Genomic DNA, 17,837 nt, shown 5'->3' on the forward strand with positions numbered 1-17,837 from the left:
AGTGTGTTAACGCCCGACGACGTTACGTACCGAACGCGAGGACTGCTTTGCGTTCGCTGCCGCGTAACTGTGCGGAGTCTGTCGTTACGCTCCGTGCCTCCAGCCGATAGAGCGAGGGCGGCGTGCCATAACGCTCGCGGAAGGCCCGCGAGAAGCTGCAGTTGTTCTCGAACCCGCAGACCGCTCCGATCTCGCTGACCGACAGCATGGTCTCGGCCAGCAGGCGCGCAGCGCGGCCCAGGCGCAAACGCGCGGCCATGGCCTGCGGTCCCTCGCCATAGAGCGCATGGAAAATCTTGGTGAAGTACCAAGTGGAAACATTGCTGAGTTCGGCCAGCTCGGCCAGCCGCACGTTTCGATCCACGTTGCCTTCCAGGAACAATCGCGCGCGCTGCATTCGGTCGAATACCTGGCTCTTGCGCCGCATCGAGCGCCCAGGACAATGGTCGATCATGCGTCTGAAGTCGTATTGCACGTTGCAGATATGACGAAGCAGCGGCACCAGTGGATTCACTTCATCGCTAGCCATTGGTCGACCGCTCTTCCCGAACAGCCCCGTCTGCCGCCAGAGCCGCAGGCATTGGCGGATCTCGCCGTGGTCCAATTGGCCGCGGCCGGTATGCAGGTCCAGGTGAGTGAACTGCCGGATCCGCTGGCGCATTGCCTGGGGCATGGCCAAGCCCAGCACCAAGCTGGACCGGCTGGCATACACGGCGGGGCGCGAGTCCGGTTCCAGCACGACCCATTCGCCCGCACGCAGGTGGAAACGGCCCTCGCGCGCCTCAAGGTCGGCACTGCCGCGCACCACCAGCCAGAACGACACCAGCGGCGCCTGCACCGCGATACTGCCGGTGCGGCTGGCGGCCAACACGCTGACCAGTTCAGCTGAAGTGAAATCGACGCCGGCGTCTAGCAGCTGATTGCGGTCTATCCATGCGGTTTGCATCTTCATGGCCGTTTCCTGTTGGGGGATTGGCCATTGGTTTGATGCAACCGGCTCCGAATCTCAGGAAATCGCCACGAAATTTTTCCGATATCTTTCTAAATCTCCGCAACTTCCTTTTGCTTCAATGGTTTGGACGAACACGGCCGTGCGATCAATCCTCCGCCCGTTTCGCTATCGCTGTGCCGGAAGTCATGGACGAAATGTCGGCCAGACCGATGTCGGCGTTGTTGGAGACGTCCAGAGTGAGGTAAATATGCTTACCCGTGCGATCCATGGTGGGCGGCAAAGGCCAGGCTTCGACCTGACGGTCGAGGCAGTACGCCGGCTGCTGCTCGGGCGCACCCATCTTGATCCAGCCGGTGGCGCAGCGTTCGCTCCAGTCCATGTAGTACACGCCATCCGGCCCGATCGCCCAGCGCTTGTATTCCTTGGCCATGCGGGGCCGATTCGCGTCCAGCACTTGCAGATCGTCCAGCATCGGGCTTGCGCTCCAAATACCCGGCTTGGTCACGCGGGTGAAGTAGATGCGGTTCTTGGGAGCATCGAAACGCACCAGCGCCACGTCCTGCAGGCTCGATATCTCGCGCCAGGGCGTCTTGGACCGGTCGTACAGGACCACGCGCAAGCGGCCCTCGCCGCTGTCCGACCCCACCAGCAACAAATTCGGATCCGGCGTGTAGGCCGCATAGATAGGGCTGGGCGCCGGCACGGGCAACAGATGGATGCGCCCACTTTCCGCTTCGACTTCGTAAAGCGTTTGCTGGTCGTCCCGCTTGGCGACCACCAGCATCCGGCTGCCATCCTCGGACCAGACCGGAACATGGCGTGGAATCGGCATGATGCCTTGCACCAGCCGCGCGCTATCGGGTTTGTCCAGTTCGCCCAGCCACAGTTCCAGGCGCGAACCGCGGTCGGAAATGAAAGCCAGTGTGCGGCCGTCGGGCGAGATCGCTGGCAGCATGTCGGAGCGGCTGGACGGAAACACGCGTTCCTTGCCTACTTTTCCATCGGAAGTCGAAGGCAACGTCAGGCGGAAGATGCCTGAAGTGGATTGATCGACGGTGAACGCCATCGTTGGGGAATTGCGGGCCACGTCCGGGAAGACCGCGAAGCCATCTGTCTTCAGGTGAGTGACTGCCCCGCTGGCCATGTCGTAGCGGAACATGCCGATATCGTTGCCAATGTAGCTGAAGACCAGACCGCTGCTGTCCGGCAGCCAATCCCAACCACGGATGTCGCTCTTTACGTGTGTCAGGCGCTGCGGCGTGCCGCCCTTGGCCGGCATCTTCCACAGGTCCGACAGCGAGATAGAGCGGCGGAACACGATCCATCGTCCATCCGGCGAGTAACGCGGATCGATGTCGATGTCGCCTTCGGAAATCGAATAATCCAACGCCTTCCACTGTCCGCTCGCGATGTCCAGCAAGCGCAGCGGACTACTGCGCTCGCCTGGCAACTTGGTTTCCAGCCCCATCAGCAGGCCATTGCCGTCGGGGGTCCAGTCGTAACTTGCAGCGCTGCCCGCGAAGCAATCGGCGATCTTGCGTTCGTTGCCGCCGCTGGCGGCGATGAGCATGATCTGGCAGCGGCTGCTCGGATCGTAGCGTGCGAAGGCGAGCGTGCGGCCATCGGGCGACCATACCGGCAACGTGTCGCTATACCCCGACGGCGTGGTGGTCAGCGGACGCGCCGGCACGTGTACGGTCGTCTGCAGCATGATCGTGCTGTAACCCTTCGCGTCGATCTGTTCATAGGCCACCAGCGCGCCATCGGGCGAGAGATTGGCATTGGCCTCGCGGCCCGGCCTGGAAGTGATGGTCACGAACGCCAGCGCCGACTGCCCCTCGCCAACCGTAGCGGGTACGGCAACTATTGGCGCCTGCCGCTCGCGGGACGGGAAATACCAAATTGCCGCTATCGCCGCGAGTGTTGCCAGCACCGCAACTGCGATGAGTCCGTTGCGTTTGCGCATTGGCGACGGCAATGGCAACGCAGGAGCTGCGGGCACCGTCACTTCTTCATTTTTCGCCGGGGCCGCCTCCACCACCTGCAGCGCGCCGTTATCAAGCCATTCGATCGGGGCGATCAGGCGATAGCCGCCCTTGGAAATGGTCTCGAGATAACGCGGCGACTCCCGGTCATCGCCGAACGCTTTGCGCAACTGACCGATGGCCTGGGTCAGCACATCGTCGGTGGGCAGAGTGTCGGGCCACACCCATTCAAGCAGCGCCTCACGGCTCACCACCTTGTCGTGCTGGCCGGCCAGCGCCAGCAGCACATGCAGGGATTTGATCGTGAGCCGGCTCGGTTCGTGTCCATTGGCCGCCACCACTTCCCGGCGCGGCACGTCGACCACGAATTCGCCGACGCGCAAGCGGTCGGATTCCTGGTAAATCGGCTGGGAGCGGGGATTGAGCATAGCGTTTAGCGGAGTTCCTGGATCCCTTGCAAGTGTGAAGAAGCAACCTGTTCAGTCAAATCGCCGGGCAAGATCGGCAAAACACGTGTTGGCAAGCGGAATAACGTCGTAGCGACCTGTCGGCATAGAGTGTGGCCACTAGAACTAGCTCCCGAGCCATTAGGTCACCCTCTCTCTCGGCCTACGTGACGCTCACCCCAGTTGCGCCTCCGGGCGCAATTTTTTTGGGTTGCGAAAATTCTTGCGACGCGGCCAAGGTCCGAGCATCGCCTCTTCAGCGTTCCCCGTCATGTGTCATTCGTACTAAACATGCGCGGCAAGGCCCCTCCGAGACCCGCAAACGATCCGTTTTAGTTCACCTATCCCTGCCCGGACATGAAGGCAGACGACAAGAAACGCAAAGCGTGAGCTTACCGAATCGATGCGAAGAGAGGTTTCACGATGTGGAACGGGGACCCGCTGCGATCAATCCGGCCCGGACTTGCCGGAGACCGTACGCAGCGTGGTCAACCCTATCAATCGCGACACCACCAGTGCGATGTACATCACACCTGCGAAGGATTCGAACATCACCAGCGCGCGCGCCTCGGGCCGCACCGGGACAATGTCGCTCAGGCCGACGCTGGACAGCACGCTGAAGCTCAGGAACAACAGTTCCATCCAGGTGCGCGGGTTCTGCGGATTGATCGCGGCGATGAAGCTGCCCGGATACCACTGCTGGCACACCGAATAAGCGAAAGCGAATGCCCAGGCCAGCAGGGTGAAGGTGGCGCCAGCCGCGTACAGTTCGTCGCGAGTGACCCGATGGTCCTGCAGCATGTAGGCGGTGAGGCTTGCGGCCGTGTAGAAATACAGCGCGCCCTCCAGCAGGTGCGCATAGACCAGCAGCCCTGGCATCTGCGCCCATACCGAAAGCAGCGACATCACCACTGCCGGAACGGCGATACACCAGGCGATCCAGTTGATGGACGCGCTGCGATTGACCACCCACAACGCCAGGGCCAGCACCAGGATGCCGAAGGCGCCAAACAAGGCGCGACCGGCCTGGGTGTTCTCCATCGCTGGGTACAACAGCAAGCCGCCGAGCTGCACCAACAGCAAGAAGGCGGAGGGATGTCTGCGCGCTGTGACCAGCCAGCGCAGCCAGGCCGACGGCAAGGTCATGCGTGGCGCTTCACGCGAAGCGCGCCATCCGAAGTGTCATTTGAGGCGTCATTTGAGGTGGTAGACCAGCGCGTAATACACCACGTAAATCCACGACAGCAACCCGTGAATCACTGCCCACAACAGCGACTTGTTCGCGCTCCATGAAATGGTGATCGCAAGCGCCGTGCCGAAGCCGATGCCGGCCTTGGCGACCGTGCTGCCTCCGCTCATGGCCGCACCGCCGGCGCGGCGCTGCCGGCGCGATACGGGTAGCGGGCGAAGATATCCGACACGGTCGAATCGATCCGTGCGGCGCGCTCCTCGGGCTTGAGTTTGGCGATCCTACCCACGGCGATGCCTTCCCAGACCAGCCGGTTCTTGCGCCGATCGACAAGATCGACATTGAGCGTGCCTTCGGTGTACTGACGCACGTGGGTCTCGTCGTGCCAGAACGGCACCGCGAAATAGCTGCGCGCGCGATAGCTGTAGTAGTAGTTGTAGTCGACGGTCGGGAACGAAGTGACGTCGGTGCGTTTCTGCATGTACGCGTTGAGGTTCACCCACAGATCGGGCTGTTCCGGCGTATAGACATAACCGCGCGATTCGAGCTGGGCCCTGGTCGCCGCCTTGATCCGGTCGGTGGTCGGCGTGGCGTAGCCTTCCTTTTCCAGCGCCAGCGGCGCATAGAAACCGAAGGTCCGGTAGCTGCCGAAGTCGGCTTCCGGGTCGGCTTCACTCGTGATCTCCGGCCCGGTCGCGCACCCGGCCAGCAGCAACACGCAGACCCCCAACACCCAACCGCTGAAACGTCTAGAAAGCTGCATGACCGGTCTCCTGGACTTCGTGGTGGACAGAACCTATCACCGGTTCATTCGTCCTTGGTGAAGGTACGCCGGAGACCGGGGAAGGGTCGCGACCTTCCCCACTCTGTTCAGCCCTGCGTTCAGCCCTGGTGGTAGACCTGTGCGCCTTGCGCGCGGAATTCCGCCGACTTCTCCGCCATGCCCTCCTCCAGCGCCGCCGTTTCCTCGACCCCATGCTCGGCCGCGTAATCGCGCACGTCCTGGGTGATCTTCATCGAACAGAAATGCGGGCCGCACATCGAGCAGAAGTGGGCCAACTTGTGCGCGTCCTTGGGCAGGGTCTCGTCGTGGAATTCCTTGGCTTTCTCCGGATCCAGGCCCAGGTGGAACTGGTCCTCCCAGCGGAATTCGAAACGCGCCTTGCTCAATGCGTTGTCGCGCACCTGCGCGCCGGGATGGCCCTTGGCCAGATCCGCGGCATGCGCGGCGATCTTGTAGGCCATGATGCCGTCGCGCACGTCCTGGCGATTGGGCAGGCCCAGATGCTCCTTCGGCGTCACGTAGCAGAGCATCGCGGTGCCGAACCAGCCGATCATCGCCGCGCCGATCGCCGAAGTGATGTGGTCGTAGCCCGGCGCGATATCGGTGGTCAGCGGCCCCAGGGTGTAGAACGGCGCCTCACCGCATTCGGCCAGCTGTTTGTCCATGTTCTCTTTGATCATCTGCATCGGCACATGGCCGGGGCCTTCGATCATGGTCTGCACGTCGTGCTTCCAGGCGATCTTGGTCAGCTCGCCCAGCGTTTCCAGTTCGCCGAACTGCGCCGCGTCGTTGGCGTCGGCGATGCAGCCCGGACGCAGGCCGTCGCCCAGCGAGAAAGCCACGTCGTAGGCCTTCATGATTTCGCAGATGTCCTCGAAATGCGTGTAGAGGAAATTCTCCTTGTGGTGGGCCAGGCACCATTTGGCCAGGATCGAACCGCCGCGCGAAACGATGCCGGTGACGCGCTTGGCGGTCAGCGGCACGTAGCGCAGCAGCACGCCGGCGTGGATGGTGAAATAGTCCACGCCCTGTTCTGCCTGTTCGATCAGGGTGTCGCGGAAGATTTCCCAGGTCAGTTCTTCGGCGCGGCCGTCGACTTTCTCCAGCGCTTGGTAGATCGGCACGGTACCGATCGGCACCGGCGAATTGCGGATGATCCACTCGCGGGTTTCGTGGATGTGCTTGCCGGTGGACAAGTCCATGACCGTATCGCCGCCCCAGCGGATCGACCACACCAGCTTTTCCACTTCCTCGGCGATGCCCGAGGACACCGCGCTGTTGCCTATGTTCGCGTTGATCTTGGTCAGGAAGTTGCGGCCGATGATCATCGGCTCGCTTTCGGGATGGTTGATGTTGTTGGGCAGGATGGCGCGGCCGCGGGCGATCTCGTCGCGCACGAATTCCGGGGTGATGAACTTCTGGATGCTGGCGCCGAACGCTTCGCCCGCGTGCTGTTTCAACAGCAGCGCATCGCGCACCGCGTCCAGGCGCTGGTTCTCGCGGATGGCGACGTATTCCATCTCCGGAGTGATGATGCCCTTGCGCGCATAGTGCATCTGGCTGACGTTAGCGCCCGCCTTGGCCACGCGCGGCAGCGTGCGGCTGGGGAAACGCACGGCATCCAGGCGCGCATTGGTTTCGCGGCCGCGGCCGAATTCGGAACTCAGCTGAGGCAGCCGTTCGGTGTCGCCGCGCTCTTCGATCCATTTCGCACGCAAGGCCGGCAGGCCGGTCGATAGATCGATGCGCGCGTCCGGGTCGGTGTAGGGACCGGAAGGGTCGTACACGGTGATCGGCGGATTCTCTTCGCCGCCGAACAGGGTCGGCGTCTGCGATTGCACGATCTCGCGCATCGCGACTTGGAGGTCCGGACGCGAACCCTGCACGAAGATCTTGCGCGAACCGGGGATGGGCCGGGTCACGGATTCGGAAAGCTGATCGGTCTGCTGCAACAGCGAGGAAGGCACTGCGTTCATGGCGTTCGTCCAAAGGAATGCGGGACGAAGCGGCGGCGCATGGACGGTAGGCGATCTCGGAGATCATGGGCGTCCTGCGAAGCTTCCCTACGCCGGTCTTAACCGGATCAGGTTCGAAGGGTCTGTCTCAACCGCCGCCCCATCAGGCCGACGATACCCCCGCTTCAAGGCGAATTAGACCACAAACCAGCGAGCCCTGCCCCGCTGCGTCGAACCCGCTGGCGACGGTTTCCGACCACATGAGCGCATGCAAACCTCCCGACGCAGCTCTGCGAATCGGACGTGCGTCACGTCGATCCGTGCGGCGGGCTGGAGCCCGCCCTACGCCTAGGCAACGCCCTTGCCCTGCGGCGACAATCGACCCTACTTCCTCTCTCGGGCGATCCGACTTCCGCTATGTCCGCACCCACCCGCATCACTTGGCGCGACCGCCTGCGTTACCGCTTCGAGAACACACTGTCCAAGGGAACCATCGCCATCATCGGTTGGCTGGCATTGATTTCCCTAAGCATCGTGCTGTTGGCCGCCGTCGTTCTGGCGATGTTGGGCGTGGGCGCGGACCCGGGCGATCCCGGCAGCCGGCTGGGCTTGGTCGAAGGCGGCTGGCAAAGCCTGATGCGCACGCTGGATCCGGGCACGATGTCCGGCGACGAGGGTTGGACGTTGCGCATCATGATGTTGCTGGTGACGCTGGGCGGCATCTTCATCGTCAGTATGCTGATCGGCACCATCACCTCTGGCCTGGAATCTCGGCTGGGCGAATTGCGCAAGGGCCGCTCGCGCGTCGTCGAATCCAACCACACGCTGATCCTGGGCTGGTCCAGCAAAGTGTTCTCGATCATCGGCGAATTGATTATCGCCAACGAGAACCAGAAGAACCCGCGCATCGTGATCCTGGCCGATCGCGACAAGGTGGAGATGGAGGACGACATCCGGGCCAAGTTCCCCAGCACCAAGAACACCCGCGTCATCTGCCGCAGCGGCGATCCACTGGACATGGACGACCTGGCCGTCGTCGATCCGCATGCGGCACGCTCCATCATCGTGCTGGCGCCGGCGACCGACAATCCCGACATCCACGTGATCAAGTCGGTTCTGGCCATCACCAACAATCCGCATCGGCGCGAAAGCAGCTACCACATCGTCGCCGAAATCCGCGAACCGCATAACCTGGAAGCCGCCCATCTGGTGGGCGGCGACGAAGCGGTCTTCGTCCAGGGCTCCGACCTGATCGCGCGCGTGACGGCGCAGACCTGCCGCCAATCCGGTCTTAGCGTGGTGTACACGGAACTGCTGGATTTCGATGGCGCCGAGATCTATTTCACCGAAGCGGCCGGCCTGGGCGGCAGGACCTACCGCGAAGCGCTGTCGAGCTACGAGGATTCGGCCGTGATTGGCGTGATGCGCACCCACGGCAAGGTGCTGATCAATCCGCCGATGAATACCATCCTGGCCCGCAACGACCAGATCATCGCCATCAGCGAAGATGACGACACCCTGATCCAGTCGTCGTCGCCCCCGCCCAAACCGGATGCGAGCGCGATCACCGATAAGGAGAAAGCGGAAGCCTCCCCGGAACGCACTCTGATCCTGGGTTGGAACGACAAGACCGCCGCGGTGATACGCGAGCTGGACAACTACGTCGCGCCCGGCTCCGAAGTCACCGTCGTGCGCCGCTCCGATGTCGGCGAACCGGACTGGCAGGCGCTGGCGGCGGACCTGCAGCGCCAGCGCCTGCAGGTGATAGAAGGCGACATCGCCAGCCGCGCCACGCTGGATGCCGTGCAGGTTGCTCAGTACCACCACATCATCGTCATGAGCTACAACCAGCTGCCGATCCAGGAAGCCGACGCCCAGACCCTGATCAGCCTGCTGCATCTGCGCAACATCGCCGAAGCCGGTGGAAAGCCGCTCAACATCGTCAGCGAGATGATGGACCTGCGTAATCGCGCGCTGGCGCAAGTCGCACGCGCCGACGATTTCATCGTCAGCGATTCGCTGGTCAGCCTGATGCTGTCGCAGCTTTCGGAGAACAAGCATCTGGACCGCGTCTTCCGCCAGCTGTTCAGCGCCGAGGGTTCGGAGATCTATATCCGTCCTGCCAGCGAATACGTGCTGCCGGGCAGACCCGTGGATTTCTATACCGTGATCGAGGCTGCGGCGCGGCGCGGCGAAACCGCCATCGGCTATCGCCTGGTCGCGCATAGCGACGACCCCGGCCGCGGCTTCGGCGTCACCGTGAACCCGACCAAATCGCAGCGGGTCGGTTTCTCCGAACACGACAAGATCATCGTGCTGGCCGAGGACTGACCAACGAGGTGCTTTGCGGTCGCCTGCACCGCAGGACCTGTCATTCGCAGCAAAGCGTCGGCCAGGAGGCGTCGATTCCCACTTCTACGGGCGGGAATTTCGTTGCCGATGAAACCTTCTGACAGCCATCGGCCGCGTAAAACCGGGCGATCCGCGCCGCAGGAAAACAGTTGCACGCGAAACAGTCGCCTGATGCTTGACAGCCCCAGACAGGCATGTTTTCCTGCGTCCATGTTGCAGCGCCACACACCCCTGAATCACGACCTGACCGCGCCCCGAGGCGCAGCGGCCTCGATTCTCGTACTCGTGCTTATTACCTCACACCAAGGTGCGGGACGAACCGGCGCGTAATTAGAAACAAGCCAGATTCGACGAAACCCCGCACTGAGAAGTGCGGGGTTTTTTGTTTTCAGAAGGTCAGAAGCCCAGCCACAGGATCCAGCGACGCATGCAAGACGACGGCAACCCAGCGAAGCGACGCAATAGCGATGCCATCAAGAGCGGCGTCGCCCACGCCCCGGCGCGCGCGATGCTGCGCGCCACCGGCTTGGACGATGCGGCCATCGCCAAACCCATGATCGCGGTGGTGCACACCTGGTCCAACGTATCGCCGTGCAATCTGACCCTGCGCGAGTTGGCGCAACACGCGGGCGACGGCATCCGCGCTTCCGGCGGCACGCCGATCGAGTTCAACACAATCGCGATCACCGACGGCATCGCCATGGGCAGCAGCGGCATGCGCGCTTCGCTGGCCTCGCGCGAAGTGATCGCCGATTCCATCGAACTAGCAGTCAGCGGCCACTGCCTGGACGGCGTGGTGCTGTTGTGCGGCTGCGACAAGACCATTCCGGCCGCAGCCATGGCCCTGGCGCGCTTGAACGTGCCGGGCGTGATCCTGTACGGCGGCACCATCATGCCCGGCAAGTGCAAGGGCAAAGCGGTCACCATCCAGGATGTATTCGAAGCGGTCGGCGCGCATTCGGCCGGCAAGATCGACGACGCCGAATTGGCCGAAGTCGAGAAGGCCGCCTGCCCCGGCGCCGGCGCCTGCGGCGGCCAGTTCACCGCCAACACCATGGCCATGGTGCTGACCTTCCTGGGCGTGTCGCCGCTGGGCTTGAACGACATCCCCGCCACCCATGCCGACAAGAACAAGGCGGCTTTCCAGTGCGGCGAGATGGTGATGCAGCGCCTGCAGGAAGGCGGTCCGCTGCCGCGCGACATCATCACTGCGCGTGCGTTGCGCAACGCCGCGCATGCAGTGTCGGCGACCGCCGGTTCCACCAACGCCGCGATGCATTTGCTGGCGATCGCGCACGAAGCCGGCGTGGCCTTCGACCTGGAGGAATTCCAGGCCGCCTCCTCCACTCCGGTGATCGCCGACCTGAAACCGGGCGGCCGCTACACAGCGGCGGAAATGTTCGAGCAAGGCGGCACCGCATTGGTGGCGCGCGAACTGAAAGCGGCCGGTTTGATCGAGGATATTCCCACGGTCACCGGCCGTAGCTTTTTCCAGGAGGTCGACGCCGCCGCCTATCCTGCGCAGCAGGACGTCGTGCGCCCGCTGTCCAATCCGATCAAGCCGCAAGGCGGCTATTCGATTTTGTACGGCGATCTGGCGCCGGAAGGCTGCATCCTGAAACTGGCCGGTCACGGCCGCAATCACTTCAGCGGTCCGGCGCGCGTATTCGATTCCGAAGAAGCCTGCTACGCCGCCGTCGATGCGCGCCGCATTAACGCCGGCGACGTGGTGGTGATCCGCTTCGAAGGGCCGGTCGGCGGCCCTGGCATGCGCGAAATGCTGGCGGTCACCGCCGCGCTGGTCGGCCAGGGATTGGGCGACGACGTGGCGCTGATCACCGACGGACGTTTCTCCGGCGCCACCCGCGGTTTCATGGTCGGCCACATCTCGCCGGAAGCGGCGCTGGGCGGTCCTTTGGCGAAACTGCGCGAAGGCGACATCGTCAGCATCGACGCCGCCGGACGCACGATAGACGTCGCCGCCGACCTGTCGCAACGCGAACCCGCGCGCATGGCGCCGCGCATCACCACCGGTGCGTTGGCCAAGTACGCGCGCAGCGTGGGGTCGGCTTCGAAAGGCGCGGTCACCGCGCCCGGCCCGCTGGACGGCAAGACCATTCCCTCGATCACCACGACCACGTCGCGCGACGACCTGATCCTGGTCTGACTTCTCCATTTCGCATCTCGCTTTTTAACTTCAACTAAACCTCCGGGACACACACGACATGACCACGCAGACCCTTCCGAACACTAAGATCGCCATCGTCGGCTACGGCAGCCAGGGCCGCGCGCACGCGCTGAATCTGCGCGAATCCGGTTTCGACGTCACTGTCGGCCTGCGTCCGGGCGGCCCGACCGAAGCCAAGGCCCAGGCCGACGGCTTCGTGGTGAAGACGCCGGCCGAAGCGGTGAAGGATGCCGATCTGGTCGCGGTGCTGACTCCCGACATGGTCCAGCGCAAGCTCTATGACGAAGTCCTGAAGGACAACATCAAGCCGGGCGCCTGCCTGCTGTTCGCGCATGGGTTGAACGTGCACTTCGACCTGATCAAGCCGCGCGAAGATATCGACGTGGTGCTGGTCGCGCCGAAGGGTCCCGGCGCGCTGGTGCGTCGCGAATACGAGATCGGCCGCGGCGTGCCGTGCATCTACGCCGTATACCAGGACAAGAGCGGCAACGCCGAAGCGCTGGCCCTGGCCTACGCCGCCGGTCTGGGTGGCGCGCGCGCCAACATCATCAAGACCACCTTCAAGGAAGAAACCGAGACCGACCTGTTCGGCGAGCAGGCCGTGCTGTGCGGCGGCGCGTCGTCGCTGGTGCAGGCCGGCTTCGAGACCCTGGTGGAAGCCGGCTACCAGCCGGAGATCGCCTACTACGAAGTACTGCACGAACTGAAGCTGATCGTCGACCTGTTCTACGAAGGCGGCATCACCCGCATGCTGGAATTCATCTCCGAAACCGCGCAGTACGGCGACTACGTCAGCGGCCCGCGGGTGATCGATGCGGCCACCAAGGCGCGCATGAAGGACATCCTGACCGATATCCAGGACGGCACTTTCACCAAGAACTGGATCGCCGAGTACGAAGCGGGCCTGCCGAATTACAACCGCTTCAAGAAAGCCGACATGGAACATCCGATCGAAGTCGTGGGTAAGAAGCTGCGCGCCAAGATGGTGTGGCTGTCGGCCAACGCTTCGCAGCCCGACGCCGATGACGCCACTTCGACAGAGAAGGCCGCCGCCGCATGAACGCAACCGTCGCCGCTGCCCCACGCAATGGCGCCCGCTGGCTGACCCAGGCGCTGGAGGCCGAAGGCGTGGAAACGCTGTTCGGTTATCCCGGCGGCACCATCATGCCGTTCTACGACGCGCTGGTGGATTCGAAACTTAAACACATCCTGGTGCGCCACGAACAGGGCGCGGCGCTGGCGGCGAACGGTTACGCGCGCGCCAGCGGCCGGGTCGGCGTGTGCGTCGCGACTTCCGGACCGGGCGCTTCCAACCTGGTTACCGGGATTGCGGATGCGATGCTGGATTCGGTGCCGATGGTGTGCCTGACCGGACAGGTCGCCACTCATCTGATGGGCACCGATGCATTCCAGGAACTGGACGTGTTCGGCCTGACCCTGCCCATCGTCAAGCACAGCTACATCGTGCGGCGCGTGGAAGACCTGCCGGAAATCGTGCGTGAAGCCTTCCGCATCGCGCGCGAAGGCCGGCCCGGTCCGGTGCTGATCGATCTGCCCAAGGATGTGCAGGTCGCCGATGCCTCGCATCTGCCCGATCACGTGCCCGCCGAAGTCGAACCGCCGCCCGCGCCTGCGGATGCGGCGCTGGCCGAAGCATTGGCCGCAATCGCCGGTGCGGAGAAGCCAGTGATCTACGGCGGCGGCGGCATCGGCCTGGCCGGTGCGGTGGACGTGTTCCGCGAATTCGTCGACGCCACCCAGATTCCCACCGTGCTGACCCTACGCGGGCTGGGCGCATTGCCCGGCGGCCATCCCAACTACTTGGGCATGCTGGGCATGCACGGCACTCGCGCAGCGAACATGGCCGTGCAGGAATCGGATCTGCTGATCGTGGTCGGGGCGCGTTTCGACGACCGCGCCACCGGCAAGCTGGTGGAGTTCGCCCCGTTCGCGCGCGTCATCCACCTGGATGCCGATGCCTACGAGATCTCCAAACTGCGCACCGCCAACATCGCCGTGCCTGGTGATGTCGCCGCGGGCCTGCGTGCGCTGGTCGGCGCGCGCACCACCTGCGACGACTGGCGCAAGCGCTGCCGCATGCTGGGCGAGAAGCACGGCTTCCGCTACGACGCGCCCGGCACCGACATCTACGCGCCGGCGCTGCTGAAGCGCATGACCGAACTGGCGCCGGACGACGCCATCGTCGCCTGCGATGTCGGCCAGCATCAGATGTGGGTCGCCCAGCATTGCAAGTTCAACCATCCGCGCAATCATCTGACCAGCGGCGCGCTGGGCACCATGGGCTTCGGCCTGCCGGCGGCGATGGGCGCGCAGTTCGCCTGCCCCGACCGCACCGTGCTGTTGGTCAGCGGCGACGGCAGTTTCATGATGAACGTGCAGGAGCTGGTGACCATCGCCCGCTGCCGGCTGCCGGTGAAGATCGTGCTGCTGGACAACAGTTCGCTGGGCATGGTGCGGCAATGGCAGGAACTGTTCTTCGCCAAGCGCTACAGCGAGATCGACCTGTCCGACAACCCGGACTTCGCCGCGTTGGCTGAAGTGTTCGGCATTCCCGCCAAGCGCATCGACCGCCGCGATCAGGTGGAGGACGCGCTGGCCGACCTGCTGGCGCAGCCCGGTCCGGCGCTGTTGCACGTGGCCATCGACGTCAAGGCCAACGTGTGGCCGCTGGTGCCGCCCAACACCGCCAACAGCACCATGCTGGACAGCAACCCGGCCGATCAGAGCGCGTCCGATCAGGGCGGCACCGAATCCAATGCAACAGAGCCGCGAACGGAGTCCTCGCATGCGCTACCGGCTTGACCTGGTGTTGAAGCCCGCCGAAGGCGCGTTGACGCGCGTGATCGGCATGGCCGAGCGTCGCGGCTTCACTCCGCACTCCATCAGCGGCGAACCGGCGAGCGAAGACGGCCGCTGGCGTCTGCAACTGGTGGTCGACGGACAGCGCCCGGCCGAAACCCTGCGCCTGCAGATGCTGAAGGTGTACGACTGCGTGTCGGTCGAGATCACTCCCATTGAAGTGACTGTACCTGCCGAGGCGCTGTCATGAACGGTCTTTCCGTGCATGCCGTGCATCGCCAGGTCCGGAGGCGTCTTCTTCAACCTCGGCCAATCGCGTGCGTCGATGCCTGACAGCAACCGCGCCAATGCCAGCAACGAACCGGACGTAAGCGACGTAGTCGTCACCGTGGCCGACGTGCTGGCAGCGCAGGCGCGCTTGCGGCGTTATCTGCCGCCCACGCCGATGCACCACGCCGAACGCTTCGGGGTGATGCTGAAACTGGAGAACCTGCAGCGCACCGGTTCCTACAAGGTGCGCGGCGCCTTGAATGCCTTGCTGGCCGCGCGCGAGCGCGGCGACCTGCGGCCGGTGATCGCCGCTTCCGCCGGCAACCATGCGCAGGGACTGGCCTGGGCCGCCTACCGCCTGGGCGTGCAGGCGATCACGGTGATGCCGCATGGCGCGCCGGAGAACAAGATCGCCGGCGTCGCCCACTGGGGCGCCACCGTGCGCCAGCACGGCAACAGCTACGACGAGGCCTATGCCTTCGCCCGCGAGCTAGCCGCGCAGAACGATTACCGCTTCCTGTCCGCGTTCGACGATCCGGACGTGATCGCCGGCCAGGGCACCGTCGGCATCGAGATCGCACCGCATGCGCCGGACGTGGTCATCGTGCCCATCGGCGGCGGCGGTCTGGCTTCCGGCGTGGCGCTGGCGCTGAAATCGCAGGGCGTGCGCGTGGTCGGCGCCCAGGTCGAGGGCGTCGATTCGATGGCGCGCGCCTTGAAGGGAGACAGCCGGCTGATCGATCCAGTGGCGAGTCTGGCCGACGGCGTGCGGGTCAAGGTCCCCGGCTTCCTGACCCGCCGCTTGTGCGCCAGCCTGCTGGACGACGTGGTCATCGTGCGCGAGGCCGAACTGCGCGAAACCCTGGTCCGGCTGGCCCTGGAAGAGAACATCATCGCCGAGGGCGCCGGCGCGCTGGCCCTGGCCGCTGGCCGTCGCGTCTCCGGCAAGCGAAAATGCGCCGTGGTCTCCGGCGGCAACATCGATGCCACGGTGCTGGCCGGCCTGCTCTCCGACGTGCGTCCGCGCGCGCCGCGCAAGCCGCGCCGGCGCACGCAGGAACTGCATCCGGTCGAACCCGGACATTCCAATACCGAGCTCGTTGCCCTCAATCCCCCCAATCCCCCCATTCCCCTGCCCAACCCCATAACCGTCGATGCGCCCGTGGCGCGTCACACCGTCATTGAAGAGGAGTACACCTGGTGAGCGACATTCCCGTAACCCCCCCGGCCCAGGTCCCGGCTCAGGTCAGAATATTCGACACCACCCTGCGCGACGGCGAACAGTCCCCCGGCTGCAGCATGTCGCCTTCGCAAAAACTGGTCATGGCGCGCGCGCTGGCCGAATTGGGCGTGGACGTGATCGAGACCGGCTTTCCCGCCAGCTCGCAATCCGACCGTGAAGCGGCGGCGCTGATCTCGCGCGAACTCCGCGACACCACCTTGTGCGTGCTTTCGCGTTGCCTGCCGGGCGACATCGAAGCCTCGGCGCGCGCATTAGACGGCACCGCGCGCCCGCGCATCCATCTGTTCCTGTCCACCAGTCCGCTGCATCGCGAACACAAGCTGCGCATGAGCCGCGAACAGGTGCTGGAAGCGGTGACCCGCAGCGTGACCTCGGCGCGCGGCTTCGTCGACGACGTCGAATTCTCCGCCGAAGACGCCCTGCGCACCGAAGAGGAATTCCTGGCCGAAGTGATCGCTGCGGCGATCGCCGCCGGCGCCGGCACCATCAACCTGCCCGATACCGTCGGCTACACCACGCCGACCGAAATCCGCGGCCTTTTCGAACGCATGATCGCCAACGTGCCGGGCGCACGCGACGTGATCTTCAGCACCCATTGCCACAACGACCTGGGCCTGGCCGTGGCCAATTCGCTGGCCGCCATCGAAGGCGGCGCGCGGCAGGTGGAATGCAGCGTCAACGGCATCGGCGAGCGCGCCGGCAACGCCGCGCTGGAGGAAGTGGTGATGAGCCTGAAGGTTCGCGGCGCGTACTTCAGCGCCGACACCGGCATCGACACCAATCGGATCGTGCCCACCTCGCAACTGCTGCAACGCCTGGTCGGCATGCCGGTCCAGCGCAACAAGGCCGTGGTCGGCGCCAATGCGTTCGCGCACGAGGCGGGCATCCACCAGCACGGCATGCTGCGCCATCGCGGCACCTACGAAATCATGCGCCCGGAAGACGTGGGCTGGCCGTCCTCGCAAATGGTGCTGGGCCGCCACAGCGGCCGCGCCGCGGTCGAGCAGCGCCTGCGCGCGCTGGGCTACCTGCTGGAAGAACCCGAGCTGGATCTGGTCTTCGCCTCGTTCAAGGCGCTGTGCGAGAAGCAGCGCGTAGTCCACGACAACGACCTGCAGACGCTGATGCAGGACGGCGCGGACAGCGAGGGCTATCGTCTTTCGTCGATGACGGTGAGCGACGCCGGCCATCGCGCGCGCGCGACTGTTGAGTTGTCCGACCCCGATGGCGATCGCGTATTCGAAACCGCCGAGGGTGACGGCCCGGTCGACGCGCTGTTCGCCGCGCTGGCCATGGCCACCGGCGTGGACCTGGTATTGGAAAGCTACCAGGTGCACAGCGTGGGCCTGGGCGCGGATGCGCGCGGCGAAGCCAACCTGAGCGTGCGCTTCGAGGGCGAAGAGTACGACGGCACCGGCACCAGCAAGGACATCATCGAAGCCAGTGCTCTGGCCTGGCTGGATGTGGCCAACCGCCTGCTGCGTACGCGCGGCCAGCGGAAGACGAAGTCCAAGTCGGAAATGGCGGCGGCGTGATGGGACACCTCCGTCATCGATATTTTTTCGGTCGTCATCCCGGCGAACGCCGGGATCCATCTATCCGTTCTTTTGTCGCATCAGAAAACCGATTTCCGCTACGCCTGCAAGTTGGGTC

The 17,837-nt window shown here is 64.4% G+C and carries 13 protein-coding genes and 1 riboswitch; of the genes, 7 read left to right on the plus strand and 6 right to left on the minus strand.

The features are described 5' to 3' along the window. Positions 1–22: 22 nt before the first annotated feature. The 6 genes from AC1DTQ_RS15250 to thiC all read right to left on the minus strand — a co-directional run bounded on the left by AC1DTQ_RS15250 (position 23) and on the right by thiC (position 7,332). Positions 23–952 carry a helix-turn-helix domain-containing protein gene (locus AC1DTQ_RS15250; protein WP_477850656.1) on the minus strand — a complete coding sequence of 310 codons (930 nt, stop codon included), beginning with the start codon at positions 950–952 and terminating at the stop codon, positions 23–25. A gap of 145 nt (positions 953–1,097) precedes the next feature. Further along, positions 1,098–3,365 carry a winged helix-turn-helix domain-containing protein gene (locus AC1DTQ_RS15255; RefSeq protein WP_477850658.1) on the minus strand — a complete coding sequence of 756 codons (2,268 nt, stop codon included), beginning with the start codon at positions 3,363–3,365 and terminating at the stop codon, positions 1,098–1,100. A gap of 465 nt (positions 3,366–3,830) precedes the next feature. Further along, positions 3,831–4,529: an ion channel gene (locus tag AC1DTQ_RS15260; protein WP_477850659.1), complete on the minus strand. Its 699-nt coding sequence runs from the start codon at positions 4,527–4,529 to the stop codon at positions 3,831–3,833. A gap of 48 nt (positions 4,530–4,577) precedes the next feature. Beyond that, the gene (locus tag AC1DTQ_RS15265; RefSeq protein WP_477850660.1) at positions 4,578–4,742 is read right to left on the minus strand and encodes a hypothetical protein; all 165 of its coding nucleotides are present in this window, start codon (positions 4,740–4,742) and stop codon (positions 4,578–4,580) included. Continuing rightward, a complete protein-coding gene (locus AC1DTQ_RS15270; RefSeq protein WP_477850662.1) occupies positions 4,739–5,335 on the minus strand; it encodes a DUF4136 domain-containing protein in 597 nt (198 codons plus the stop codon). The genes AC1DTQ_RS15265 and AC1DTQ_RS15270 overlap by 4 nt, the downstream gene beginning before the upstream one ends. A gap of 119 nt (positions 5,336–5,454) precedes the next feature. After that, positions 5,455–7,332 carry a phosphomethylpyrimidine synthase ThiC gene (gene thiC, locus AC1DTQ_RS15275; protein ID WP_477850663.1) on the minus strand — a complete coding sequence of 626 codons (1,878 nt, stop codon included), beginning with the start codon at positions 7,330–7,332 and terminating at the stop codon, positions 5,455–5,457. 66 nt (positions 7,333–7,398) lie between these two features. Continuing rightward, a riboswitch (TPP riboswitch) is annotated at positions 7,399–7,503 on the minus strand. A gap of 225 nt (positions 7,504–7,728) precedes the next feature. On the opposite strand from thiC, the gene AC1DTQ_RS15280 reads away from it, so the two are divergent. The 7 genes from AC1DTQ_RS15280 (at position 7,729) to AC1DTQ_RS15310 (ending at position 17,719) form a co-directional block, all read left to right on the plus strand. Then, positions 7,729–9,642: a CASTOR/POLLUX-related putative ion channel gene (locus tag AC1DTQ_RS15280; protein ID WP_477850665.1), complete on the plus strand. Its 1,914-nt coding sequence runs from the start codon at positions 7,729–7,731 to the stop codon at positions 9,640–9,642. 448 nt (positions 9,643–10,090) lie between these two features. Next, complete coding sequence (gene ilvD, locus AC1DTQ_RS15285; protein WP_477850667.1) at positions 10,091–11,830, plus strand: dihydroxy-acid dehydratase; 1,740 nt, start codon at positions 10,091–10,093, stop codon at positions 11,828–11,830. A gap of 58 nt (positions 11,831–11,888) precedes the next feature. Then, complete coding sequence (gene ilvC / locus AC1DTQ_RS15290; RefSeq protein WP_310095447.1) at positions 11,889–12,911, plus strand: ketol-acid reductoisomerase; 1,023 nt, start codon at positions 11,889–11,891, stop codon at positions 12,909–12,911. Beyond that, positions 12,908–14,674 carry an acetolactate synthase 2 catalytic subunit gene (gene ilvG, locus AC1DTQ_RS15295; protein ID WP_477850668.1) on the plus strand — a complete coding sequence of 589 codons (1,767 nt, stop codon included), beginning with the start codon at positions 12,908–12,910 and terminating at the stop codon, positions 14,672–14,674. The genes ilvC and ilvG overlap by 4 nt, the downstream gene beginning before the upstream one ends. After that, positions 14,658–14,921 carry an ACT domain-containing protein gene (locus tag AC1DTQ_RS15300; protein WP_477850670.1) on the plus strand — a complete coding sequence of 88 codons (264 nt, stop codon included), beginning with the start codon at positions 14,658–14,660 and terminating at the stop codon, positions 14,919–14,921. Before ilvG ends, AC1DTQ_RS15300 begins: the two co-directional genes overlap by 17 nt. A 75-nt stretch (positions 14,922–14,996) precedes the next feature. After that, positions 14,997–16,145: a threonine dehydratase gene (locus AC1DTQ_RS15305; protein WP_477850671.1), complete on the plus strand. Its 1,149-nt coding sequence runs from the start codon at positions 14,997–14,999 to the stop codon at positions 16,143–16,145. A gap of 5 nt (positions 16,146–16,150) precedes the next feature. After that, on the plus strand, positions 16,151–17,719 hold the full coding sequence (locus AC1DTQ_RS15310; protein WP_477850857.1) for a 2-isopropylmalate synthase: 1,569 nt from the start codon (positions 16,151–16,153) through the stop codon (positions 17,717–17,719). Positions 17,720–17,837 lie beyond the last annotated feature (118 nt).

This window comes from Pseudoxanthomonas sp. P4_B2 (assembly GCF_056402315.1).

What these genes read in the sequence shown, in the direction of transcription:
- AC1DTQ_RS15250 (WP_477850656.1), bottom strand. Translation starts at nt 952, where the DNA reads ATGAAGATGCAAACCGCATGGATAGACCGCAATCAGCTGCTAGACGCC.
- AC1DTQ_RS15255 (WP_477850658.1), bottom strand. Translation starts at nt 3,365, where the DNA reads ATGCTCAATCCCCGCTCCCAGCCGATTTACCAGGAATCCGACCGCTTG.
- AC1DTQ_RS15260 (WP_477850659.1), bottom strand. Translation starts at nt 4,529, where the DNA reads ATGACCTTGCCGTCGGCCTGGCTGCGCTGGCTGGTCACAGCGCGCAGA.
- AC1DTQ_RS15265 (WP_477850660.1), bottom strand. Translation starts at nt 4,742, where the DNA reads ATGAGCGGAGGCAGCACGGTCGCCAAGGCCGGCATCGGCTTCGGCACG.
- AC1DTQ_RS15270 (WP_477850662.1), bottom strand. Translation starts at nt 5,335, where the DNA reads ATGCAGCTTTCTAGACGTTTCAGCGGTTGGGTGTTGGGGGTCTGCGTG.
- thiC (WP_477850663.1), bottom strand. Translation starts at nt 7,332, where the DNA reads ATGAACGCAGTGCCTTCCTCGCTGTTGCAGCAGACCGATCAGCTTTCC.
- AC1DTQ_RS15280 (WP_477850665.1), top strand. Translation starts at nt 7,729, where the DNA reads ATGTCCGCACCCACCCGCATCACTTGGCGCGACCGCCTGCGTTACCGC.
- ilvD (WP_477850667.1), top strand. Translation starts at nt 10,091, where the DNA reads ATGCAAGACGACGGCAACCCAGCGAAGCGACGCAATAGCGATGCCATC.
- ilvC (WP_310095447.1), top strand. Translation starts at nt 11,889, where the DNA reads ATGACCACGCAGACCCTTCCGAACACTAAGATCGCCATCGTCGGCTAC.
- ilvG (WP_477850668.1), top strand. Translation starts at nt 12,908, where the DNA reads ATGAACGCAACCGTCGCCGCTGCCCCACGCAATGGCGCCCGCTGGCTG.
- AC1DTQ_RS15300 (WP_477850670.1), top strand. Translation starts at nt 14,658, where the DNA reads ATGCGCTACCGGCTTGACCTGGTGTTGAAGCCCGCCGAAGGCGCGTTG.
- AC1DTQ_RS15305 (WP_477850671.1), top strand. Translation starts at nt 14,997, where the DNA reads ATGCCTGACAGCAACCGCGCCAATGCCAGCAACGAACCGGACGTAAGC.